The sequence below is a fragment of the Acinetobacter sp. TW_SC_4 genome (genome assembly GCF_054861205.1).
In genome coordinates this window covers 1,144,591-1,169,243 of the sequence record NZ_CM142174.1, presented here as the reverse complement: position 1 = coordinate 1,169,243, position 24,653 = coordinate 1,144,591, and the positions used below count along the sequence as shown (strand labels likewise).

At 42.3% G+C, this 24,653-nt stretch carries 17 protein-coding genes and 1 tRNA gene; 5 read left to right on the top strand and 13 right to left on the bottom strand.

Annotated features, from left to right (window positions below; all coding sequences use genetic code 11):
• Window positions 1-37: 37 nt before the first annotated feature.
• The 3 genes from ACWM1W_RS05485 to ACWM1W_RS05475 all read left to right on the top strand — a co-directional run bounded on the left by ACWM1W_RS05485 (window position 38) and on the right by ACWM1W_RS05475 (window position 2,891).
• Window positions 38-742, top strand: a complete 705-nt coding sequence (locus tag ACWM1W_RS05485; RefSeq protein WP_180013207.1) for a CoA transferase subunit A — start codon at window positions 38-40, stop codon at window positions 740-742.
• Between the two features lie 2 nt (window positions 743-744).
• Complete coding sequence (locus tag ACWM1W_RS05480; protein WP_214001386.1) at window positions 745-1,383, top strand: CoA transferase subunit B; 639 nt, start codon at window positions 745-747, stop codon at window positions 1,381-1,383.
• A gap of 95 nt (window positions 1,384-1,478) precedes the next feature.
• Complete coding sequence (locus ACWM1W_RS05475; protein ID WP_104426287.1) at window positions 1,479-2,891, top strand: short-chain fatty acid transporter; 1,413 nt, start codon at window positions 1,479-1,481, stop codon at window positions 2,889-2,891.
• Window positions 2,892-2,948: 57 nt separating this feature from the next.
• Here ACWM1W_RS05475 and ACWM1W_RS05470 read toward each other — a convergent pair whose 3' ends face one another.
• The 4 genes from ACWM1W_RS05470 to ACWM1W_RS05455 all read right to left on the bottom strand — a co-directional run bounded on the left by ACWM1W_RS05470 (window position 2,949) and on the right by ACWM1W_RS05455 (window position 7,458).
• A complete protein-coding gene (locus tag ACWM1W_RS05470; protein ID WP_214001387.1) occupies window positions 2,949-4,442 on the bottom strand; it encodes an OmpA family protein in 1,494 nt (497 codons plus the stop codon).
• A 193-nt stretch (window positions 4,443-4,635) separates the two neighbouring features.
• Window positions 4,636-5,874 carry a dihydroorotase gene (locus ACWM1W_RS05465; protein ID WP_034170004.1) on the bottom strand — a complete coding sequence of 413 codons (1,239 nt, stop codon included), beginning with the start codon at window positions 5,872-5,874 and terminating at the stop codon, window positions 4,636-4,638.
• Window positions 5,875-5,884: 10 nt separating this feature from the next.
• The gene (locus ACWM1W_RS05460) at window positions 5,885-6,901 is read right to left on the bottom strand and encodes an aspartate carbamoyltransferase catalytic subunit (RefSeq protein ID WP_034170005.1); all 1,017 of its coding nucleotides are present in this window, start codon (window positions 6,899-6,901) and stop codon (window positions 5,885-5,887) included.
• A gap of 224 nt (window positions 6,902-7,125) precedes the next feature.
• Window positions 7,126-7,458, bottom strand: coding sequence for a hypothetical protein (locus ACWM1W_RS05455; RefSeq protein WP_034170006.1), 333 nt, complete (start codon window positions 7,456-7,458; stop codon window positions 7,126-7,128).
• A gap of 655 nt (window positions 7,459-8,113) precedes the next feature.
• Here ACWM1W_RS05455 and rlmKL point away from each other — a divergent pair.
• On the top strand, window positions 8,114-10,318 hold the full coding sequence (rlmKL, locus tag ACWM1W_RS05450) for a bifunctional 23S rRNA (guanine(2069)-N(7))-methyltransferase RlmK/23S rRNA (guanine(2445)-N(2))-methyltransferase RlmL (RefSeq protein WP_214001388.1): 2,205 nt from the start codon (window positions 8,114-8,116) through the stop codon (window positions 10,316-10,318).
• Window positions 10,319-10,384: 66 nt separating this feature from the next.
• Here the strand turns inward: rlmKL and clpB are convergent, their stop codons facing one another.
• The 4 genes from clpB to crp all read right to left on the bottom strand — a co-directional run bounded on the left by clpB (window position 10,385) and on the right by crp (window position 15,680).
• Window positions 10,385-12,964 (bottom strand): ATP-dependent chaperone ClpB, encoded by a 2,580-nt coding sequence (gene clpB / locus ACWM1W_RS05445; protein WP_175967300.1) that lies wholly within the window; start codon window positions 12,962-12,964, stop codon window positions 10,385-10,387.
• 254 nt (window positions 12,965-13,218) lie between these two features.
• Window positions 13,219-13,584, bottom strand: coding sequence for an MbcA/ParS/Xre antitoxin family protein (locus tag ACWM1W_RS05440; protein ID WP_005235031.1), 366 nt, complete (start codon window positions 13,582-13,584; stop codon window positions 13,219-13,221).
• A 145-nt stretch (window positions 13,585-13,729) separates the two neighbouring features.
• Window positions 13,730-14,779 (bottom strand): NADP(H)-dependent aldo-keto reductase, encoded by a 1,050-nt coding sequence (locus tag ACWM1W_RS05435; protein WP_214001389.1) that lies wholly within the window; start codon window positions 14,777-14,779, stop codon window positions 13,730-13,732.
• Between the two features lie 193 nt (window positions 14,780-14,972).
• Window positions 14,973-15,680, bottom strand: a complete 708-nt coding sequence (gene crp / locus ACWM1W_RS05430) for a cAMP-activated global transcriptional regulator CRP (protein WP_005235028.1) — start codon at window positions 15,678-15,680, stop codon at window positions 14,973-14,975.
• Between the two features lie 147 nt (window positions 15,681-15,827).
• Here crp and ACWM1W_RS05425 point away from each other — a divergent pair, with 147 nt between their 5' ends.
• Window positions 15,828-16,250: an OsmC family protein gene (locus ACWM1W_RS05425; RefSeq protein ID WP_004782528.1), complete on the top strand. Its 423-nt coding sequence runs from the start codon at window positions 15,828-15,830 to the stop codon at window positions 16,248-16,250.
• A 43-nt stretch (window positions 16,251-16,293) separates the two neighbouring features.
• On the opposite strand, the gene ACWM1W_RS05420 is transcribed toward ACWM1W_RS05425, so the two are convergent.
• The 5 genes from ACWM1W_RS05420 to ACWM1W_RS05400 form a co-directional block, all read right to left on the bottom strand.
• On the bottom strand, window positions 16,294-17,337 hold the full coding sequence (locus tag ACWM1W_RS05420) for a metallophosphoesterase (protein WP_034170010.1): 1,044 nt from the start codon (window positions 17,335-17,337) through the stop codon (window positions 16,294-16,296).
• A 246-nt stretch (window positions 17,338-17,583) separates the two neighbouring features.
• Window positions 17,584-19,821, bottom strand: coding sequence for an NADP-dependent isocitrate dehydrogenase (locus ACWM1W_RS05415; RefSeq protein ID WP_461603309.1), 2,238 nt, complete (start codon window positions 19,819-19,821; stop codon window positions 17,584-17,586).
• A gap of 744 nt (window positions 19,822-20,565) precedes the next feature.
• Window positions 20,566-21,312, bottom strand: a complete 747-nt coding sequence (locus ACWM1W_RS05410) for an IS5 family transposase (protein WP_261634917.1) — start codon at window positions 21,310-21,312, stop codon at window positions 20,566-20,568.
• A gap of 1,213 nt (window positions 21,313-22,525) precedes the next feature.
• Window positions 22,526-22,602, bottom strand: a tRNA-Val gene (locus ACWM1W_RS05405).
• Window positions 22,603-22,649: 47 nt separating this feature from the next.
• Window positions 22,650-24,647 carry a transglutaminase TgpA family protein gene (locus tag ACWM1W_RS05400; RefSeq protein ID WP_375725983.1) on the bottom strand — a complete coding sequence of 666 codons (1,998 nt, stop codon included), beginning with the start codon at window positions 24,645-24,647 and terminating at the stop codon, window positions 22,650-22,652.
• Window positions 24,648-24,653 lie beyond the last annotated feature (6 nt).

Sequence of the window (24,653 nt, the reverse complement as noted above, 5' to 3'; positions counted from 1 at the left end):
AAAGAGATCTGCAAGAGAAGAATAAATCGAGGTAAAAATGTCAAATAAAGTGTATGACAGTGCAAAAGCCGCTTTAGACGGCGTGGTCCAGGATGGACATACTCTTGCAGTTGGCGGTTTTGGACTCTGTGGTATTCCAGAAGCCCTTATTGCAGCTTTAAAAGAAACCGGTGCCAAAAATCTGACCTGTATTTCCAATAATGCCGGTGTCGATGGCTTTGGCTTGGGACTATTGCTGGAAACAAAACAGATTAAAAAAATGATCTCTTCCTACGTGGGCGAGAACAAAGAATTTGAACGCCAATACTTAAGCGGGGAACTCGAAGTTGAACTGACTCCACAAGGCACGTTAGCGGAAAAATTACGTGCCGGTGGTGCAGGTATTCCCGCTTTCTATACCGCGACTGGTGTCGGTACCGTTATTGCTGAAGGTAAAGATGTCCGCGAATTCAATGGCAAGTCTTATATTCTGGAAGAATCCTTGACTGCTGATGTGGCTTTGGTTAAAGCTTATAAGGCCGATAAAGCCGGTAACCTGATTTTCCGTAAAACTGCCCAAAACTTCAATCCGGTCTGTGCGATGGCTGGTAAAGTGACCATTGCTGAAGTCGAAGAAATTGTCGAGATCGGTGCCCTTGATCCAGATGAAATTCATCTTCCAGGCATTTATGTGAACCGGATTGTACTGAATACCCAACCGGAAAAACGGATTGAACAGATGACTTTAAAGGCGGAGGCTTGATCATGGCTTGGACACGTAATGAAATGGCGCAGCGCGCCGCACAGGAACTTGAAGACGGTTTCTATGTGAATCTGGGTATTGGTCTGCCAACCTTAGTCGCGAATTATATTCCAGAGAATATTAATGTCTGGTTACAGTCTGAGAATGGCCTGTTGGGTATTGGAGAATTTCCAACGGCAGATACTGTAGATGCCGACCTGATCAATGCTGGCAAACAGACGGTAACTGCCCGCAAAGGTGCTTCTTTCTTTTCCAGTGCCAACTCCTTTGCCATGATTCGTGGTGGTCATGTCAATATCGCCATTCTGGGTGCTATGGAAGTCTCAGAAAATGGTGATCTAGCCAACTGGATGATTCCGGGCAAGAAAGTCAAAGGCATGGGTGGTGCCATGGATCTGGTCGCAGGTGTGCAAAAAGTTGTGGTGCTGATGGAACACTGCGCCAAAGATGGTACGCCTAAAATTGTCTCACAATGTAGTCTTCCGCTTACTGGCCAGGCCGTAGTCAATCGGATTATTACTGACTTAGGTGTATTGGATGTCACACCTGAAGGTATTCAACTTGTAGAACTGGCACCCGATGTCAGTTTTGATGAAATTCAGAAAGTCACCGGCGTACCTTTACTCCGTAAAGCAGCCTGATTTTTCCCAGCCCTTAAAATAAAATTTTAAGGGTTTCTTTTTGGCTGAAGAAAGCCACTTCTTAATAACAAATGCAGAATAAAGGGATTTTAATCATGCAAACTCAACAAAATATCTTGCAGCGCTTTGCCATGCGCGTCAGCGACTGGTCTGAAAAATGGTTTCCGGACTCTTATATCTTTGCCCTACTCGGTGTCATCATCGTTGCGATTGCCGCGATTGGCATTGGTGCACCGGCACAAGACGTCGCGATTTCATTTGGTGATGGATTCTGGAGCCTGATTCCCTTTACCTTACAGATGTGTATGCTGATCGTGGTCGGTTATGTAGTTTCGGTTTCCAAACCGATGCAATTATTGATTCAGAAAATGGCGCGCATTCCTCATTCTGGACGTGGAGCTATCGTTCTCGTCGCCACAGTTAGCCTACTGATTTCCCTGATTAACTGGGCGATGAGTACAGTGCTAACTGCACTTTTGGTGATTGCCTTGGCACAGCGTAAAGAGCTAAATATGGATTACCGTGCAGCTGCCGCAGCAGCGATTATTGGGATGGGTGCAACCTGGGCGCTCGGTATCAGCTCTTCTGCCGCACAATTACAGGCCAACAAATCCAGCCTGCCAGAACCTCTGTATAATCTGACTGGCGTGATTCCATTTACTGAAACGATTTTCCTGCCGCAATCCATGATTATGACAGCAGTCTTGATCATCGCCTCGATTGCCATTGCCTACTGGTCTGCGCCCAAAGGCAATCATATTAAAACCATTGATCATTTCCCGATCCAGATTGAAGAAGAAAAGACTGAAACCGTGATCCATAAACGGCCAGGTGACTGGCTTGAAAACTCGCCAATCTTAAGTATTCTGATTGTGGTTCTGGGTCTGGTCTGGATGTTTAACGAGTTTTCCAAGAGCAATCCGATTCTGGCAATCTCCAGCTTAAACACTTATAACTTTATCTTTCTGATTTTAGGTGTAGCTTTACATGGTACACCACGTAATTTTCTCAATGCCGTATCCAAAGCTGTGCCGGCCATTTCAGGGGTGCTGATCCAGTTTCCGCTTTATGGCAGTATTGCCTTTATGATGACCAATGCCCTGAATTCTGCTGATCTTTCCCTGTCACATTATATCGCCGAATTCTTCGTGTCGATTGCGTCGCAGGAAACCTTTGCCATCGTTATGGGAATTTATTCTGCGATTCTAGGCTTCTTCATTCCTTCTGGTGGAGGAAAATGGATTATTGAAGCGCCTTATGTGATGCAGGCCGCACATGACCTGAAAGTACATCTGGGCTGGTCTGTCCAGATCTATAATGCAGCCGAAGCCTTACCCAATCTGATCAATCCTTTCTTTATGCTCCCCATGCTGGGAATCTTGAAATTAAAGGCTAAAGATGTAATTGGCTTTACAGTGACACAACTGGTCTTTCATCTTCCGTTGGTACTGTTCTTACTCTGGTTCCTGGGAAGAACTTTGACTTATACCCCACCTGTCTTCTCTTAATTCATAATAAATAAAAAAGGACGAATCATTCGTCCTTTTTTATGATGAAAGAATTATTTAGCTGGCTTTCTTTTCAACTACGCCTTCATTATCTACAGTATGGACACGATCATCTTCGGTACTCATAACTTCAAAAGTTACACGACGGTTTTGATACTGACCGTTCGAAGTCGCATTCGATTGAGCAGGCTGATTCGCCGCCATACCTACTGGTTGTAACTGCGCCGGGTTCACCCCTTTCTGCACCAGATAATTCACAATGGCTTGAGCACGTTTTAAAGATAGCTCCTGATTTTGAGTGCTGCTGCCTTCCGTATCAGTATGGCCCATCACGATTAGACGTACATCTTTGGCATATTGTAATAAAGCTGCGGTCTGATCCAGCAAGCTTTTATTCACTTCAGGAATTTCGGTGGAACCTGTCGCGAAATGAATAATTTGCAGGTTTAAGGCAGTTGCAACATCTAACGCCTCAATATTTTCCATCTGAAGTTCGTCTAAAGCTTTTTTAGCCTCGGTATTGGCTGTATTGATCGCCTCATCCATATCAACTGGTTTTTGGGTCACAACTTCTACATTTTTAGCTAGACCACGAATCTGACCCGCCAGACGCTGTGCATCTGCACTGTTCGCTGCCTGTACAGACACCTGATTACCTGCCCAAGTCAAAGTCACATTTGACATGCCTTGCAGTAATTTCAATACGGATGGAATTGTATCCTGATCAATAAATTCTGAGTGGTAATTTTCATTGGCTACTGCGCCACAGCCAATACTGTAATTAAAGATCTGTTTAATTTCATTTTGCAGAATTTGCATATATTTCGGATCATTCATCTGTACCTGACAGTTGACAATTTCACCTTGGCTACCGGTGCTGATTTTTAAAATTGCAGGGTTCGTTGCAGCAGCTTCGCTTACCGCCTGAGCATTTCGTAATTCATCCGGATCATCATCACGCAGGCATCCACGGAAGAAGAATAAGATAATTGCAGCAATAATCACGAGGAGAATAAATGGCCAGAACACTACTGCTTTTTTCTCTTCAGTCAGTTCCGGCTCTGCCTCCGGTTCGGAAGCCCGACCCGGTGCGCGGTTCAGGTTTTGTCCCGCCAGCGGAGATACACCTAAAGATGCCAGTATAGGACCGGCCCATACTGGTAATGCCCGTTGAATCGAGTCTGCATGGGTATCTAACAAATGGCCTACCGCTTCAGCAGTGGGTGCACCCGCTTCTGCCTGCAAGAAGTTCATGGTTGGAACAATTGCCCGGTTCAGGGTCTGTTCAATTTCATCTTGAGGTGCAGTTGAATCTAACTGAGCCAGGAATTGTTGTTTTAGGGTCGGATTATTATTAAATAATTCATCAATCTTGGGATTAAGTTGCTGCCCCAGACTTTCAATCCAGGCCGGTCTTGCACGAAGAATACTTAACAATACAGGATAGAATTGGGCTAAGGACTGATCCTTGGCAAATAGATGTTCTGTTTCACCTTGCAGCACAATGGCGGTCACATCACTCTTTAAACGTTCAATTAAATCTGTATTCATCAAGATCACCATTATTCTGATTTATAATGTTTAATATTTAATCAGTGTAGCGACCCACCCTCTTTGGAATGTTAATAATTGTACTGATATCATAAAGTTTCACTGTTTATGTATGGCTAACTTTTCTAGTATTTTGATTAAGATATAAAAAAGTCAGCCGAAGCTGACTTTTTGTAAACGCGAAATGTAAGTGTTATGCAGCAATAAAAGTTTGCAGCACTTTACCTTTCACTTTTTGATTGAGCAGTGGTGTATTTTTACCTTGAGAAACGATCGTTTCTTTGCTCAACGTCCATTCCTGTTCTGGATCAACCAGTACCCAACCAGCTTCTGCCTTCCAGCGATTAAACATGTTAGCGACTTTCGCGGGAGCAACTGTGACTTTCTCCACCCATTCTAACGACGTAAAGAAACCTTCATTCACCAGTTGGATACCGAACGGTACGTAGGTATCAAAAGCGGTAAAACCAGGCTGTGTCTCTGCGAACGGTGCCATTTTGGCAGAGCTGCTTAGTGGTTCATGATGGGTACAGATCGCATCAATCACACCAGATTTTACGCCCTGACGCAGTAATTCTTTGTCAGATTCAGAACGTAATGGCGGACGCACATGTGCAAGAGAGTTAAAGCCATCAATCAGATGGTCAGTCAGATGTAATTGATGCATTGCGACATCACAAGTGACTGGCAAGCCTTTTTCTTTGGCAATACGGATCAGTTCTACTGATGCACCACAAGATAACAAACCGAAATGAGCGCGTACTTTAGTCGCTTCAATCATGAGCAGGTATTTGGCAATGGCCACAGTTTCAGCTAATGCCGGAATCATTGGCAAACCTTGGCGTGAAGCAATAAAGCCTTCATGCACACAGCCATCTTTGGCAATTTGCGGCTCTTCTGCATAGAACACTACAGTCAGGTTTAAGCCCGCTGCGTATTCAAGTGTACGCAATACCACATCATCATTGGCAAACGGTGCACTGGCATTAGAAACCGCAGTACATCCGCCCTTTTTCAAACCTGCCATATTGGCCGGTTGCTGACCTTGCAGACCTTGAGTTTGCGCACCGATCACCTGTAAATAAATACCACCATCCAGCATGGCTTTTTCAACCAGACCATGAATCAGCGCACCATTATCCTGCACAATCGGTTTGGAATCTGGCGGGGTAAATACATGCAGAATACCGTTTTCACGTGCAGCCTTACCTTCAGACTTTAAAGTTCCGTGTTGCTGCTGACCCGGTTCACGTAAACGTGCGCATAGATCCACCATGGTTGGCATCAGCCATTTGCCCTGTCCATCAATGGTTTCAGATACGTTAGCAGTCTCTGCAACACGTTTACCATTTTCCAGATAAACCGTTTCGACTGAATCAGTGTTTTGGATTGGGTCAAGAACACGGACATTTTCAATTTTTACAATAGACATGACTTATTCCTTATACCGCAATCGCTTCAATCAAACCCTGTTCCTGTAACTGACCCTGCATCGCAAGAGCCAGTACCGCCATACGTACTGCAATCCCGTTAGTAACCTGTTTCAGAATCACGGATTGCGGACCGTCTGCAATACTGGAATCAATTTCCACACCACGGTTCATTGGTCCTGGATGCATCACGATACAATCCGGCTTGGCCATGGCGAGACGTTCTTTATTCAGGCCATACATTTTGTAGAATTCAGCCTGAGAAGACAGCGCTGGCGAATCAATACGCTCGTTTTGAATACGTAAGGTAATGATTACATCACAGTCTTTGATGCCATCTTCCATTTTATTAAACAGGCGTACATCTTCACTGTAGTCATCAAAACCGTATGGCAACAACGTATTCGGTGCAATCACGCGAATATCTTTACAGCCTAAGGTTTGCAGTGACGCCACATCTGAACGTGCTACACGCGAATGCTTGATATCGCCAATAATCGCAATCGACATATCTTCGAATTTTTTATTGGTCTCGCGGCGAATGGTCAGCATATCCAGCATCGCTTGAGTTGGATGGGCATGACGGCCATCGCCTGCATTAATAATGGCGACATTTGGACAGACATCTTTGGCAATAAAGTGTGCTGCACCTGAAGATGAATGACGTACCACGAAAATATCTGCCGCCATAGCTTCAAGATTCCACAAGGTATCACGTAAAGTTTCACCTTTAGAGGTACTTGAACGGGCAATATCGATATTCAGCACGTTGGCAGACAGACGTTTGGCCGCTGCCTCAAAAGTAGTACGCGTTCGGGTAGAATTTTCAAAAAATAAGTTCATCACCGTTTTGCCTTCGAGCAAATTATTGGTGATCAGCTGATTTTGGTCATTAAAAAAGGACAACGCAGTGTCCAGTATTTTTGTAAGAGTTTCTTTAGAAAGACCTTCGATGGTCAGGAAATGTTTAAGATTACCTGCTTTGTTGAGTTGAATCTGGCTCGGTGTATGCAATGCCGCCAAGTGCATGAGAGATTCCTTATACGTTAAGTCAACGTATTATACAGAGATTAGCGAATCTTTATAGTTGATAAAGAGCTCAGTTGTACAAAAACCATCTCAGTAATAAGAATGGAAATTTAAATTCCCATGCATTTTTTCAATAAGATAATTTAACCTGTTTATCTATATGCTTGTTTTTTCATTTAAACATGAGTGCTTCAGTCTGGAGCATCCACACCCAATCCCCCCAATTAGCGCAATGCGCCAATATAATGATGTGAAACCTGTGCGCGATAGATATCTTCTTCACTTGGTTCTACAGAAATCAGTTCCTTTTCCGCCTGTTCTTCAGCCTGCAGTTCTGAAAATGACGATAAATCCAGAGTGGTTTTTAAGCGGTTGACCAGATGTAAAAGCTCAGGATCTTCAGTCTGCTCTGCCAGCCCAATCACATGCTTTGCATAGTGGATATTTTCTGCAAGATACATGGCATCAATTACTCGTCCAGTTACTCGTCTTAAACGTGCGTAGATCAAGGTAGCGATTGAAAATGCCTCATTCCTGCGTAATTGAAGATCCAACATCTAAGCCCCTCCGAAATAATAATTAAGAATAAAGATGAAGCTGTAATGATTCCCCTCAGCATTACAGCTTCATTGATATTAGATAGAGCAATAAACGTACCAAAATTAATAAATAAGTTATGTGAGTTATAAATTGAGATGAATGAAAATTAATCTACTCCAAGCAATAGTAGGTTGGCTTCTTTTTTGTTTTAGATTCACTCCTCGTCTGGCTAATCAATTCTTAGTCTCGATCACTTGACATGAATGACCAAATTTTAGCTTTTACTTTTAGAGTAATGCTGTTGCCATGAGGTGTATATAAACGACCCTGTATCAGATCCATCACATCATTAATCCGATTATTTATCTTTCTAAATTACACATACAACATGGTCGCAATTGAAGAGCTAGATTGCGAATTAGTTTTAATACCTACCACATATCCCTTTGTAAAATAAAAGATTTAATTGAAAATCCACCTTATTGGTATTGTGTAGTCTTACATATCTCGTAAATTTTCAGTTTGCTTTTTAAGTCAACATTTAGCGCTTTTTAGGATGAATAACACTAGGCTGCATGTGCTCGAATTTAAAAAATTTCCAAAGCTTTAACAGGCAAAATACGCTAAACTGAGCGCAGTTTTTTATTTATTCTTTTCCGGTCTCTCTATTTTATGAATACCTCTTCACGTTTAAGCAATTATTGGGTCACCTGTGCCGATGGTCTGGAAACCTTATTAGAAGAAGAAATCAAAGGTTTAGGTGTTCAGGATATTGAACGTTTCCCAGGTCGTCTGACCTTCAAAGGCACGCTTGAAAATGCTTACCGCATCTGTATGTGGTCTCGTCTGGCTTCTCGTGTCCTGATGCCAATTCATACGCATGAAATCGAATTCTCACACGATGCGCGTGATGTTGCAGAAGAGCTTTATGAAGGTGCGATGAGCTTCGACTGGTCACTGATTTTTGCACCACAAAGCACCTTCGCAATTCGTCTGCATGTTGAACGTGATATTAAGGTCAACACCCAGTTTGCAACTCTACGTGCCAAAGATGGCGTCGTCGATTCCTTTATGGAAGCTGTGGGCAAGCGTCCAAGTATTGATACCAAACAGCCAGAAATTACTATGTACATTCTGGCCGGTAAAAAAGAACATACTTATTGTTTAGATTTATCTGGTGATTCACTGCATAAACGTGGCTATCGCCGCTTTATGACTGAAGCACCAATCAAGGAAAATCTGGCGGCTGCGATCCTGCAAAAAGGCGGCCTGAAAGACATCAACCCGGATATTGTGGTTGATCCAATGTGTGGTTCAGGGACGTTTATTATTGAATCACTGATGATTCTGACTGACCGTGCCCCGGGTCTGGTGCGTCGTTTCGGATTTAATGGCTGGAATGGTCATGATCATGAATTATGGATGGGTATTAAAGCTGAAGCGGCTGAACGCCATAAAGCTGCGCTAGAAAACCCATTACCAAAATTCTATGCTTTCGATGCAGACTGGGAAGCGGTGAAAGCCACTAAACAGAATATTATTGCGGCAGGTTTTGAATCAGCCCTTGACCAGATCAAGATCGAAGAGCGTACTTTATCCGACTGGCCAGATTTCCAGGCTGAAGGCAAGAAAGTCTTCTTTGTGACGAATCCACCGTACGGTGAGCGTTTAGGTGATAAAGCCTCTAACCGTGCCTTGTATCTGGGTCTGTCTAACCTGCTGCAAAAGAATTTCCCGAATCAGAAAGCGGCAGTCATTGCTGCTCAGGTGGAACAAGCCGATGTCTTGGCGTTCAATGATCCACAAATTCTGCGTTTAATGAACGGTAAACTGCCAATCTATATCCGTTTCGGTACTGTAAAACCGGCAGCAGTCACACGTCCTTTCCTGGAAAGCTGGCAGCCGCAACAATTCGAGCCGATTGAAGGTGCGATGGAATTTGCTAACCGTCTGACCAAGAATATGCAAACCCTGAAAAAATGGGCAGTAAAAGAAAATATTCACTGCCTGCGTTTGTATGATGCGGACTTGCCGGACTTTAACGTAGCAGTTGATCTATACGGCGAACGTCTGCATGTTCAGGAATATGCACCACCGAAGAAAATTGATCCTGAAAAAGCCAAAAAACGTTTCAATTTGGCTCTGCAGGCGATTCGTGCCGTGACCGGTTTGGGCCGTGATGCAATCTTTATCAAGACCCGTGCCCGTCAGGAAGGTAAAAACCAGTACACCAAACAAAGTACCGCGTCTAAACGTTTTATCGTACAGGAAGGCCAAGCCAAGATTCTGGTCAACCTGACCGACTATCTGGATACCGGTCTGTTCCTGGATCACCGTCAGATGCGTTTGCGTATTGCCAAAGAAGCCAAAGGTAAGCACTTCCTGAATCTGTACAGCTACACCTCTACCGCGAGCTTACATGCAGCTTTAGGTGGTGCAGCGAGTACCACCAGCGTGGATTTGTCTAATACTTATTTGAACTGGTCAAAAGAGAACTTTGTGCTAAATGGCCTGACTGTAGACCATGCCGATCAGCAACATCAGTTCTTCGCCTCTGACTGTTTCGAATGGCTGAAAGAAGGTCATGAACAATATGACCTGATCTTTATCGATCCACCGACATTCTCTAACTCGAAAAAATTCTACGGGACTTTCGACGTTCAGCGTGACCATGTCTCTTTGCTGAAGCGTGCCATGAACCGTTTAATCACTGACGGTACTTTGTATTTCTCGAATAACTATCGTGGTTTCGAAATGGATGAAATGATTGAAGGTTTATACGACGTGGAAGAAATCACGCATGAAACCATTGGTCCAGACTTCAAGCGTAATCAAAAAATTCACCGTGCCTGGAAAATTACTCATCCAAAAATGTAAGGCGTGAATATAAGATAAAGAAAAACCCAGCCTAGGCTGGGTTTTTTGTTGCGAGGAAAACTGGTATTAGCTGAGTTTCAATTTTTCAAAGACCAGTTCGCCGCTTTCACCACGAACGACGATAGTATCACCAGGACCAAACTCACCTGCCAGGATGCTTTGTGCCAAGCCATTTTCAATACGTTGCTGGATCGCACGTTTTAATGGACGCGCACCATACAACGGATCGAAACCAGCTTCGATTAACTGATCGAAAGCACTGTCATCCACAGACAGACGCATATCGCGTTCTGCCAGACGTTGACGCAAGCGGTTCAACTGGATATCAGCAATACCACGGATCTGGTCTTTTTCCAGTGCATGGAACACCACTAGCTCATCAATACGGTTGATAAACTCTGGACGGAAATGTTCCGATACCGCATTCATCACCACAGTACGGACTTCTTCACGAGTTGCTTGATCGCCCAGCTCACGGACATCTTGTGAACCCAGGTTCGAAGTCATCACAATCACGGTATTTTTAAAGTCCACCACACGGCCTTGCGAGTCGGTCAGACGGCCGTCATCCAGCACTTGCAGCAGAATGTTGAACACATCCGGATGCGCTTTTTCGACTTCATCGAATAACACCACGCTATATGGTTTACGGCGCACCGCTTCAGTCAGCACACCACCTTCTTCATAACCGACATAGCCCGGAGGTGCACCGACCAAGCGGCTCACCGAATGTTTTTCCATAAATTCGGACATGTCAATTCGGATCATGGCATCGTCACTGTCGAACAGGAAGTTCGCCAAGGCTTTGGTCAATTCTGTTTTACCCACACCTGTTGGGCCCAAGAACAGGAATGAACCACTTGGACGGTTTGGATCTGACAAGCCAGCACGTGAGCGACGTACAGCATTAGATACAGCCACTACAGCTTCTTCCTGACCAACAACACGATTGTGCAGGAAGTCTTCCATATGCAGCAGTTTATCACGCTCACCTTGCAGCATTTTTGCTACAGGAATACCGGTCGCAGCACTGACTACTTCAGCGATCTCATTGTCAGTGACTTTGTCACGTAGCAGTTTTGGTGCTTCGCTTTCTTCAGCCCCTTCAATGCGTTCCAGCTGTTTTTGCAGCTCCGGAATTACACCATACTGATAACGTGCTGCTTCAGCCAGATCACCTTCACGCTGGGCTTTTTCCAGAGCAATGCGAGCCTGATCCAGTTTCACCTGAATGTCTTTGTTGCCTGCTACCAGCGCTTTATCGGCACGCCAGATTTCTTCCAGTTCGCTGTACTCTTTCTCTACAGTGGCAATCTGCTCTTCCAAGTGTTTCACTTCACCCTGCGCACCAGAATCTGCATCTTTTTTCACCGCTTCAAGCTGCATCTTCAGCTGAATCAGACGGCGTTCGAGTTTATCCAGTGCTTCAGGTTTAGAATCCAGCTCCATTTTGATACGGGATGCTGCTTCATCAATCAGGTCAATGGCTTTATCCGGCAATTGACGGTCAGTGATGTAACGATGTGACATTTTCGCCGCAGCAATAATTGCTGAGTCCAGAATCTGCACACCATGGTGAGTCGCATAACGGTCTTTCAGACCACGCAGGATCGCAATGGTGTCTTCCACGCTTGGCTCATCCACCAGCACTTTCTGGAAACGACGCTCTAAGGCTGCATCTTTTTCAATGTACTGACGGTATTCATCCAGAGTCGTTGCACCGACACAGCGTAATTCACCGCGCGCTAATGCAGGTTTCAGCATGTTACCCGCATCCATAGCACCATCACCTTTACCGGCACCGACCAATGTATGCAGCTCGTCAATGAACAGGATGATTTCGCCTTCATGTTTAGCCAGATCTTTCAGAACAGCTTTTAGACGTTCCTCGAACTCACCACGATATTTGGCACCAGCTAACAATGAACCCAAGTCCAATGACAGAACGCGTTTGCCTTTCAGTCCTTCTGGAACTTCACCATTGACAATACGTTGTGCCAGACCTTCGACAATCGCAGTTTTACCGACACCTGGCTCACCGATCAGTACCGGGTTGTTTTTGGTACGGCGTGACAGCACCTGAATCGTACGACGGATTTCATCATCACGACCAATCACCGGGTCAAGTTTGCCTGCCATGGCACGTTCAGTTAAATCAATCGTATATTTATTCAGTGAGTCCCGTTGATCTTCATGATTATTGCTCATGACTTTTTCATCGCCTCGAATTTGATTAATAACCTGTCGTAAAGTTTCTGTTTTTACGCCAACACTGTTTAATAAGGTTTTGGTGGCACCCGTTTCTGCAAGTGCCAGTAATACCCAGTCAGTGGACAGGAACTCATCTCCTGCTTTCTGTGCATAACTGTCCGCAAGATGCAGGGCTTTGGCTGCTTCCTGACTGATATTGATATCGGCAGAGGGATTACCGAGCGTAGCTACATTATTTAGCGCAGTTTGTACTTTGCTTTGCAGTTCACGCAGGTTCGCTCCTGCCTGTTGCAGCAAGCTCACATTCGATGCTTCTTCCATCAAGGTGGACAAGATGTGAATCCCTTCAATGGCAGCATGATCCTTGCTCATTGCCAGAGATTGCGCATCGGAAAGGGTTTGCTGTAAGCGATTAGTAAATTTCTCAAAACGCATTCTTGTTATTCCTCACAACAAATTTTCTACTTGATAAATATATGGGTGCTGGAAATAAAATTTCAAATAATTTTTTTATTTATTTTTCAAAAACTTAATTTAATAATGGACAGAGTTATCAGTATTAATATTGGTATTCCAGGAAAATATTTCAAGTGAGCGAAAGTAGAATTTTTAAAGTGAAGATCAATAATTAATATCTGATTTAATTGACTCTGCTATTTTTCGGCTGGGTAGAAAATAGAGAAAGACTTTTAGTGCGGTTGCAAGCGTCCTAGTAATCGCAATACTGCACTCAAACCATGTTCTGTTTGTATCAAGGATCTTGGCGTTTGCTCATCCAAAAGCTTGTTAGGCGAATTGATAAACTGGCGCATCCAGCTCAAGTCTCCACCAGTCAGACTAAATAATGCCTGATAGATATTGATTAAAGTTATTGCTCTTTTACCTGCGGTAGTATCTGGTTCTAATTCTTTTTGATTTATGATTGACGATAATTCTGCTTTAGATAGATCCAGAACTAATGCAAGCTCAAATTCTTGCAATTGCAACTGTTCAGCGAGATTGAATATTGCTATAGCTAATACTTGGGATTTAGAAATATCCGTTTCATTATTCATTTTTGTCAAATTCTATTGATGAATCTTGTTTTGATTATGCTGCCTTTATCCTTTTCTTGCTATATTGTTTATCATTAAATTTGATCCTTTATTGAAACAATAAATACCCTCACTTGGAGGGCATTTAAAGAGAACAATTAAACGATTATGGTGCCGGATTGGGCTGCTGACGGTGAATCACTTCAATGCCCTGCAAGACTTCTTCAGACAGATTCACGTCAAACGCCTGAATGTTTTCTTTGAGCTGATCCAGATTGGTCGCACCGATAATGGTACTGGTCACGAAGAACTGCTGTTTAATGAAAGCCAGTGACAACTGGGTTAATGTCAGGCCATGCTGCTCAGCCAGTTGTGCATATTGCTCGACGGCCCACTCGCTTTCCGGATTGCTATAACGGCTAAAACGAGAGAATAAAGTCACACGTGCATTGGCTGGACGTGCACCATTGCGGAATTTACCAGTCAGATAACCAAATGCCAGCGGTGAATAAGCCAACAAACCCACACCTTCATATTTGGCAATTTCCGACATGCCAATTTCATAAGTACGATTCAGTAGGCTATATGGATTTTGCACGCTAACAAATTTGGACAGTCCCAGTTTCTCTGCCAGATGCAGGAACTTCATGGTGCCCCAAGGGGTTTCATTCGACAGGCCAATATAACGGATACGACCCTTCTTAATTTCGTCATGCAAAGCCGTCAGGGTTTCTTCCAGATTCGTTACGGCACAATCATCTGCAGCTTCTGCATTGCCATAACCCAGCTTGCCAAAGAAATTAGTCGCACGCTGTGGCCAGTGCAATTGGTACAGATCGATATAATCAGTTTGCAAACGTGACAATGAATTATCAATTGCTGATGCAATTTCCGAAGCCACGAACTTAGTCTGACCATCACGGATATGGCTCCCACCTTGCGACGGACCCGCAATTTTCGAAGCTAAAAACAGTTTGTCACGACCACCGCGTGAAGCAATCCAGTTACCAATAATGCGTTCAGTTGCACCCTGCGTTTCTGCCTTAGGTGGCACTGGATACATTTCTGCGGTATCCCAGAAATATAAACCTTGATCCAAGGCATAGTCTAATTGCTGAAAAGCCTCTTCCTGAGTATTTTGCTCACCAAAAGTCATGGTGCCCAAACAGATTTCTGGCAATAAGATTCCCGTATCCGCCAATGGTCTGAATTGCATAAAAATGTCCTTTAAGTTTATCTGTTATTTATCAAGAGCAAGTGTGCTATAGCCTATCGGAATTATAAGACGGACTTAAATCATCTTTTCTAACAAGCTTGTGCCAATTTGTTATGTTCTAAATCAGGCTGAAATTTTTAAACAGGAATAAAAAAAGCAAACCCGAAGATTTGCTTTTTATCGTGCTTTTGGCTTATTCGTCTTCGAACTCGCCAGCACCCAGTGCTTCAGGTTCTTCCAGCGATGCATCAAAAATCAGAATCGCCTTACCATCGGTTTCAATCATGCCCTGTTCTTCTAGAGTTTTTAGAACACGACCGACCATTTCACGTGAACAGCCTACAATACGGCCGATTTCCTGACGGGTAATACGGATTTGACGACCATTTGGCAAGATCATCGCTTCTGGCTGAGATGACAGGTCAATCAGACAACGCGCAATACGACCAGATACATCAATAAATGCCAGGTCAGTCACTTTACGTGTGGTATTTTTCAGACGGCGAACCAGCTGGGCAAAAACTGCATAGCTTAGGTCTGGATATTGTTTGCTAATTTCATGAAAGTTTTCATAGGTAATTTCAGCAATTTCACAGACATCACGAGTACGCACTTCCGCAGTACGCTGTGGATTTGCTTCGAAAAGACCCATTTCCCCAAAGAAGTCTCCCGCATTTAAATAAGCTACCACAATCTCACGTTCATCATCTTCACGAAGAATGATAGACACAGACCCCTTCAGAATTAAATACAGAGATTTAGATTCTGACCCTGCATCCACGATCGTGGTACGTTTTGGATAGCGATTGATATATGCACGTTTTAATAACGCTTTCACTGATACAGGTAGTTGCCCCGGCGAAAGTGCGTCTGTGCTTAATTGTGAAAAGTTTGAAGTCATGCTTACAGTTCCGAATATGGATAATTTATAGATCGCACAAGACCTAATGTCAACTTGTCACACAGTGGGATTGAAATTCCTTATCAACCCAATTTATGTTAGTGTACAGTTACTTCGTAAATTTATAGCTTTTTTTAGGTAGTTGCAATGCAAACGAGTGTTCATTGGCTAGAGAATGTTGCTTTTGAAGCAAAAACTCAAAGTGGTCACAGTATCATCATGGATGGTTCACCTGAATATGGCGGTGAAAACCGTGGTCCTCGCCCAATGGAACTGATTTTAACCGGTCTGGGCGGTTGTGCTTCTTTTGACATTGTGACAATTTTAAAGAAAGCACGTCAGGAAATTACTGATGTTCGCTGTGAATTAAAAGCAGAACGCGCCGATACAATTCCTGCAGTATTTACCAAAATCCATCTACACTTTGTGGTCAGCGGTAAAGGCATCAAAGAGAAACAAGTCGCTAAAGCGGTAGAGCTTTCTGCTGAGAAATACTGCTCTGCCAGCAAAATGCTGTCTGATGGTGGTGTCGAAATCACCCACGATTTTGAAATTGTAGAAGTGGAATGATCCGCTAATTTCATTAAAAAAGCAGTCTTCGTGGCTGCTTTTTTTACGTCATTTTTTGAGTGAAATACTGCTGGTCATCTTCAAAAATCACCAGATTTTCAGGCAGTCTTAAAGCCCCAAGATGATGAGCATACTCAGCCTGTTGCTGTCGGTCACGATAACGCCTGCCTACTGAATAGTCCACACAGAATACATTCTGCTGCTGTCCAAACCATTGCAGGGCATCAATATGCTTAAACAGACCGGATTTTTCTTCGGTGGTTTTAAAGTTTCGCCAATAATGGCCAATCACGACAGGTATCGTATCTGTATAACACTCCCACCATGGCAAACGATCAATCATGCGCCAGCGTCCCCCTGCATAGACTGGACGTTGCGCAATTTTCTCTGCGCCTGAGCTTAAGGTACGAATCGGATTTTGCATCTGGTCGCGTAACTCTTTCTCAGCGATATATTTTAATAAGGGAATGCTAGCTGCTGGATCCTTGAATTGTCCTTGGTATTGCTGCTGTTCACTCTGGATATATTCATCAAAGCCTAACGTCTGCAACTCAAGCTCATTTTTCAGGACAAAATAATCATAAGCCTGTCTGATTGAATTAAAAGGAACAGATTTCAATTGTTGAATTGCCTGCGTATCCCAGCAAGCATGCACAATTCTTAAATGGGGTGCATCTAGAGCCAAAGGCAGGCTGTTTAGAAATTCTAGAATCCATGCACGATCCTGAATTGAAGCCTGAACTGAATCAAAAGTTTTGAGATCATCCTGATGCGGTGAACCAAAAAACCAGCCATTGCCTTCCCGTAGCGTATCGGTTAACAAGTTGATTTCATGATTACCTAGAATGCATTGCGCATTGCCATTTTCTATTAAGGTTTTAACCTGTCTGATGACAGCGATACTGTCTGGTCCACGATCACACAGATCCCCGACAAAAATCAGTTTACGCTGTTCAGAATGACGACCTTGCAGATCGTAGCCCAATACTTCTAACAATTGTTGTAGCGCGTCGATCTCACCATGAATATCGCCAATAATATCCACCGGACCATCAAAAGTCTGCTGTATGAATATCTGATTACTCATGGCTCTACCCTACCCAGGTCAATAAAACCTTTTTTAATATAGCGTTTATACTTTAAATCAATATAACAAGTTCAGAATTATTTTTTAATCATCTCGATCATTTAATCAAATGATGATAGATCAGAAACTTAACTGGAATGTCTTTTCTTCATTTCTTATCTAAATGTATATCTAAAAACAATAAAAAACCGGCGCCTAAGCACCGGTTTTATTCACTTTACGAGCTTTAAAGCTAGTACAGTCTGATTAAGCGTTTAGTGATTCAATGATTTGGTTCAATGTAGCACTTGGACGCATTACAGCATTTACTTTCGCAGGATCAACTGCATAGTAACCACCGATATCTACAGATTGGCCTTGAACTGCATTCAATTCGCTTACGATCTTCTCTTCATTTTCAGCAAGAGACTGAGCGATCGGTGCAAATTTCGCTTTCAATTCTGCATCTTCGTCTTGCGCTACAAGTTCTTCAGCCCAGAATTTAGCTAGGTAGAAGTGGCTGCCACGGTTGTCTAGCTCGCCAGTACGACGTGATGGAGACTTGTCATTGTCAAGCAATTTTCCAGTCGCAGCATCCAGTGTTTTCGCAAGCAGTTTCGCACGTGCATTGTTTTCTTTAATGCCCATTTCTTCCAGAGAAACAGCCAATGCCAAGAACTCCCCTAGAGAATCCCAACGTAAGTGGTTTTCTTCTACCAACTGTTGTACGTGTTTAGGTGCAGAACCACCAGCACCAGTTTCGTACATACCGCCACCTGCCATTAAAGGCACGATAGACAGCATTTTCGCAGAAGTACCCAGTTCCATGATTGGGAACAAGTCAGTCAGGTAATCACGCAGGATGTTACCAGTTACAGAAATAGTATCCAGACCGCGAGCAACACGTTCAAGTGTGTAACGCATTGCACGTACTTGAGACATGATTTGAATGTCCAGGCCTTCAGTATCGTGGTCTTTCAGGTATGTTTGAACTTTTTTGATCAGTTCGTTTTCGTGTGGACGGTACGGGTCAAGCCAGAAGATAGCAGGCATGCCAGAGTTACGTGCACGAGTCACAGCCAGTTTCACCCAGTCGCGGATCGGTGCGTCTTTCACCTGGCACATACGCCAGATATCGCCTTCTTCCACGTTTTGAGACATCAACACTTTACCTGTTTCAAGGTCAGTGATGTTCGCAACACCAGCTTCTGGAATTTCGAAAGTCTTGTCGTGAGAACCGTATTCTTCAGCTTTTTGAGCCATCAGACCAACGTTAGGAACTGTACCCATAGTACGTGGGTCGAAGTTACCATTCCATTTACAGAAGTTGATCATTTCCTGGTAAATACGTGCGAAAGTAGATTCAGGCATGACTGCTTTACAGTCGTAAGGTTTACCATCAGCACCCCACATTTTACCGCCAGTACGGATCATTGCAGGCATAGAAGCATCTACAATCACGTCGTTTGGAGAATGGAAGTTAGTAATACCTTTTGCTGAATCAACCATCGCAAGTGCTGGACGGTGTTCTTGACATGCGTGAAGATCTTCAATGATTTCTTCACGTAAAGAAGTCGGTAAAGATTCGATTTTTTCGTAAAGACCAGCCATACCGTTATTTACGTTAATGCCTAGCTCGTCGAACAGTTTACCGTGTTTCTCAAATGCATCTTTGTAGTAAATACGCACACAGTGACCGAATACGATCGGGTGTGACACTTTCATCATGGTCGCTTTAACGTGTAAAGAGAACAGAATGCCAGCTTCTTTACAATCTTCTAATTCTTTTTCATAGAAGTCGCAAAGTGCTTTTTTGCTCATGAACATTGAGTCGATGATTTCGCCATCTTGAAGCGCAACTTTTGGCTTAAGAACGATAGTTTCACCAGACTTGGTAATCAGTTCCATTTTCACATTACGCGCACGGTCTAAAGTCATAGACTTTTCACCATGGTAGAAGTCGCCTTCTTGCATGTGTGAAACGTGAGTTTGTGACCAAGGTTTCCATTCACCCATAGAATGTGGGTGTTTTTTCGCGTAGTTTTTCACTGCTGTCGGCGCACGACGGTCAGAGTTACCTTCACGAAGTACCGGGTTCACTGCTGAACCTAAGCACTTGCTATAACGCGCTTTAATTGCTTTTTCTTCTTCAGTAGTCGGGTTTTCTGGATAGTCAGGCAGTGCATAGCCCTTAGACTGAAGTTCTTTAATACATGACGTCAACTGAGCAACAGATGCACTAATATTAGGGAGTTTAATGATATTAGTATCTGGATCTTGGGTAAGACGACCTAATTCTGCCAGGTTATCTGAAACTTTCTGCTCATCGCTTAGATAGTCTGCGAATTCTGCAAGTACGCGTGCGGCTACAGAGATGTCTGTCTTAACAATCTCAACGCCCGCCGGCTTAGTAAAGGTCTCAATGATCGGCAGTAGAGAGTAAGTCGCCAATAATGGCGCCTCGTCGGTCAGTGTGTAAATGATTGTTGACTTTCCACCAGCCATATATAGCCCCTTGCTTTGGATTGAGTTTCTGATCATCAGGCTTTTGGCCTAATTTCAGCGAACCGGTTACTTAAATAAACTTTGAAAGTAGTGGTGCTGGTTGCACCTCAGTCAAAGGAATATCAATACATATTCAACTTTGCCTAAAAAATTCGTATAGATCGTCAGTGTGATTCACCGACAGCAGTATTCTACGTGAAAATGAACCTTTTTTCGAATTGGCACATTGCCAAACCATGTGATTTTTGCATTAGAAGGTTAATTTGCGAATTTTGCTTAATTTTACCAAAAAATATAATTTAAGCATTACAATTCAATTACTTAAATTAAAAATCAAACAAATTCACCTATAAACTTAAAGTGTGCTTAATTCAGTTTTTTGCCATCAATTTTTATCTACATGTTGGGTATCATGAAAATAAATTATCAATGACCGTAATTTCCATAAGTATGGGTTAAAAAGCGAATTGAAACAGATCTGTGCTTTCCTATCGAAATTTATGATCTGCACCTGATAAATTGATAGTTGATCCTGAAGGCTTAAGACAACCTAAATAATAGTCACCTTTCTACTCTTTCTTCAGTTTAAATTATGTGCATTTTTTTAATTACCTTTACAAACACTGGAAATGTATCTACCGTAATTCAAATAAAAAATTGGTTTTATTGGTTTAATAGGCTTTAGATGATGCCAGTACGTTGGTTTAATTAGGGTCTGTTGACATTTACTGTTCATAATTAAACCTATAAAGGTAGCCATAAAAATATACAGGCTAAGGCAACAGAACTTTGATAATTTCTTTTGAGCTTGTCATATCGAGTAGCTATTCCTCTAAATTGCTTTAATCTACAAAACATATTTTCAACTAAATGCCTGATTTTATATAAATACCAGTCCATATGATCATTGTTCGATTGGCTATTTATTTTCTTTGGTATATTCGCTTTTGTCCCTGTTTTTCTGATCTGTTCACGCAGTGGTTCTGAATCATAGCCTTTATCTGCGCAGACCACTTTTGTCTCTTTTAAGTCTAATGTTGATATTAAATCAGGTGCAACTTTGACGTCATGTGTGGTTCCATCGGTAATCATGAAATCAACAGGATTGCCATTTGCATCAACAATCAAATGTATTTTTGAGGAGTTTCCTCCTACACTTTTAGAAATGGATTGATTCGCTATACCGGCAGAATGTTGATGAGCACGTACGTGAGAGCCATCAATAAAAATCCACTCCATATCGGGGCATGATGCTAATAATTTGAATAATCTAAGCAACTTACCGCTGCTTGACCAACGATTAAAACGTTTGAAAATAGAGTTTGATTGACCGAAATAGGAAGGAATATCTCGCCACGGACAGCCTGTTCTAATTCTATAGAGAATAGCTTCAATAAAATTACGTAAGTTTGAGTTGTGATGAATAGATAAATTACGCAAAATAGTTTTCAACTTTTGCCAGTGTTGATCTGTCAGCATGGTACGAGGCATAGCGAATAGTAAAATTGGGTTTGGCGATTTGATTTTACTACTTCGCTATTTTTTAAGCTAAAAGTGTCAACACACCCTAATAAGAATCTTCTAATTAAATTTGGGTAGAATGCTGATTAACTTACAATAAGGACTTATTAGACCTCTTGCGAAAGTATCGTTTTACCTAATTTTTGAATTAGCTAAAACCTTATAAAATGTAGCTTTGGGCTGTTTAAATTTTGACTAACGCAAGAAGTCTATTTTATGCTGAATTATTTAGTTAGTTTTTCGACAGGGGCTAAGAGCAATTCAGGACAGATTCAGATTCTGATAGGCATATTAGCGCTAAGTCTGCAATTTTTGATTATAGACAAATAATTGAACAGATAAAAATTGCAAAAAAAAATAGGAAGATCGTGCAGATGAACAAAGAAAATTTGAATTAAAAATACAATGCCTTAATATGTTACTCATAGCTTTGGATAAAACGTATTAAAAATAAATAACTTACAAAAAATATTAGAATTGTCGTAAGGGTCTATCAAATCACTCGATCAGAATAGCGAAGTAATAGAAGGTGATATTCGAAAGTTAATTACACCCACTAAAGAAAAAATTAACCATGCTGAAGAAGTTCAAAAAAATACTTTTGATATGTATAAGCGTATAAATAGAAAGAGCGCTTTCAATAGCCTAGATGAGCTAACTACTATATATGATGTATTAGTTTCTATAATATATGATACAAATAATACTGACCTAATAATTCATCACTTTACAATAACTGAAGATTAACAATCTCGTATCACACACCAATCCTCAGCCTCACTACCCACATAGTTACCCTACCCCATTAACTGAATAAGGCTTTTCGTATGCTGCCTCTAACATGTTAGCAAAATCTTCGATCCCGGATGTAGTAAGTATTTACAAGCACCTTGATATACGCCCAGTGATCAGGGCCAGCACATCAATCGATAATTTCTAATTATTCACAAAGGGTTGAGTGCTTCATGTCGCGTGTCATAAAAATGAATATTTGGAAGCCCTGTCTTTTGCTTTTTCTTAGCTTAACTTAAATAGTTTCATGACGTAATTTAAGCCTTATAATCGGTAAAAAGCAGTAATTTTAAAGATAATGCGGATAAAGGTACTTTTTACTGTAGGCATAAAAAAAGGGTTTTAAGCTACTGTTTTCGCTTAAAACCCTTATAACATTAGTTTTGAATCTTGGTAGGTATATCCAGACTCGAACTGGAGACCTCTACGATGTCAACGTAGCGCTCTAACCAACTGAGCTATACACCTAGAATGCTTGGCATATTATAAATTTTTCGATCCTAAGACAAGCCTTTTCATTTAATTTTCAATATATACGTACAAGTTTTAAGCAAATCTTTGAATTGTTTCAGATCTTGGTCTGAGAATTCCCTACCAGAATAAATTGATTTTTCAAATAGTCTGATTGCTTCAAAAAATACAGGCTGATCTTTATCCTGAACTTGCTGAGATAGCCTTAACATCCATTGGTGAAAAGTCTCTGCAGGTTGTCTTTCTAAATCTTTTTTTAAAGTCTGATTAAATTGCTGAATGGAGTAATCAAAGGGTGACTGTAATTGTCGAGCTTTAAGGTAGATTTTTATAATATAAAGCAATATGAGTATGCCAATACCGGATATGAGAATGATCACACTGGAATAAACTGAACTTAGACCTAACTTCGCTAACCAGCCTTGTTGAGATTCAGCATTATAGCCCACGACCTTACTTTGCCATTGGTAACTTGCATAATCACTCCAGACTCTTAGTTTGGTCAGCCATACATTACGCTGTGATGTCCAACCAGAATTACTTGCCCATACTCGCTCATCTTGCGAGATTAAATTTTGCATCCCATCATCAATACGTTGCGGGGCTACCATTGCGGTAGGATCAAAACGCTGCCATCTTTGGTCAATCCAGACTTCTGTCCAGGCATGGGCATCCAACTGACGAACCTCCCAACTTTTCCCATCGGGTGCCAATTGTCCACCTTGATAACCTGTGACCACACGTGCCGGAATTCCCACATATCGCATCAGCATCACAAAACTGGAAGCATAGTGTTCACAAAAACCCTGTCGGGATTTAAACAGAAATTCATCAATCCGGTTTTTGCCGAGTACACCTGGTTTCAGGGTATATACAAAATGATTTTGCTGGTACCAGTTCAAGACTGTTCGGATATAACGTCGCGGATCCTCCCCACTTTGTAGATATAAACGCTGTGCCAACTGTTGTGCCTGAGTATCCAAATGGACTTGAGTCTGGGTATTCAGTCGCTGAACAAATTGCTCCGGTAAAATACTTTCAGTATTTTGACTACCTAGCCATTGCAGATGAATCGGTTCTACCCTTTGGGTCAAACGCCTTGGTACGATACTCCAATCCTGACGATTATAATAACGGCGTTCCAAAGGCATCGATTTTTCCAGCCCCATCACCCAGAACACAGAAGGATCAGCAGCCAAATATTGGTAATTCCACCCTGATGGGGATACTGGAACAACTTCTCCAGGCTGACGGATTAAAGGCTGCTGATTAATAAAGCTACTGGTCCAGCGCTGTCCATCATACTCATCTAAAACTAATGCCCGCCAATACAATTCTGAACGTGGCGGCAGTTTACTAACATCACCAATAATCCGGAAAGCCAAAGCATTAGATTGAGATAATTCAGCAATATCTCCCGGTGACATACTGTCACCGATCCCGGTCACGCCTTTATTTTCTGGAATCGGGATATGCCAAAGCGGTGGCAAACGCGGAAAGAAGATGAATAACAAAATAAAAAACGGCAGAGCATAAAGCACAAAGCTGCCAACATATTTGGCATCTTGCTGCAAGGCTATACGTGGTGATTGCTGACTCTGCTGAAACTCACTGGTCTGAATCCGGTATAAACCAATTAGACAGCTCAACAAGCATAGAATAATCACAACAGCCATACCAAAAGACTGGCTATATAGAAATGAACTGGCCGCAACAAAAAGCGCAAAATTAAACAGGATAATCAGATCCCGCCGGTTTTTCGTTTCCAGTAATTTGGCAAATAAAAAAGTGGAAAGAACTGCAACACCTGCCTCCACTCCAATAAAACTTTGGTGGCTGAGATAAATACTACCTAATGCCAAACCAGTGAGTAGAAAAGTCCCTATTTTAGGAAATGGCTTTTGCCGTTTAAGAAAAATCCAGATACACAGTAGGCTAATGACAAAGATAATGCTGAGCAGCACCGGGATGAAAGCTACTTGGGCAAGGATGATCAAGCCTAGGGTCAAGACGATCGAAATTCGGATTTTTCCATCAATCATAGATTC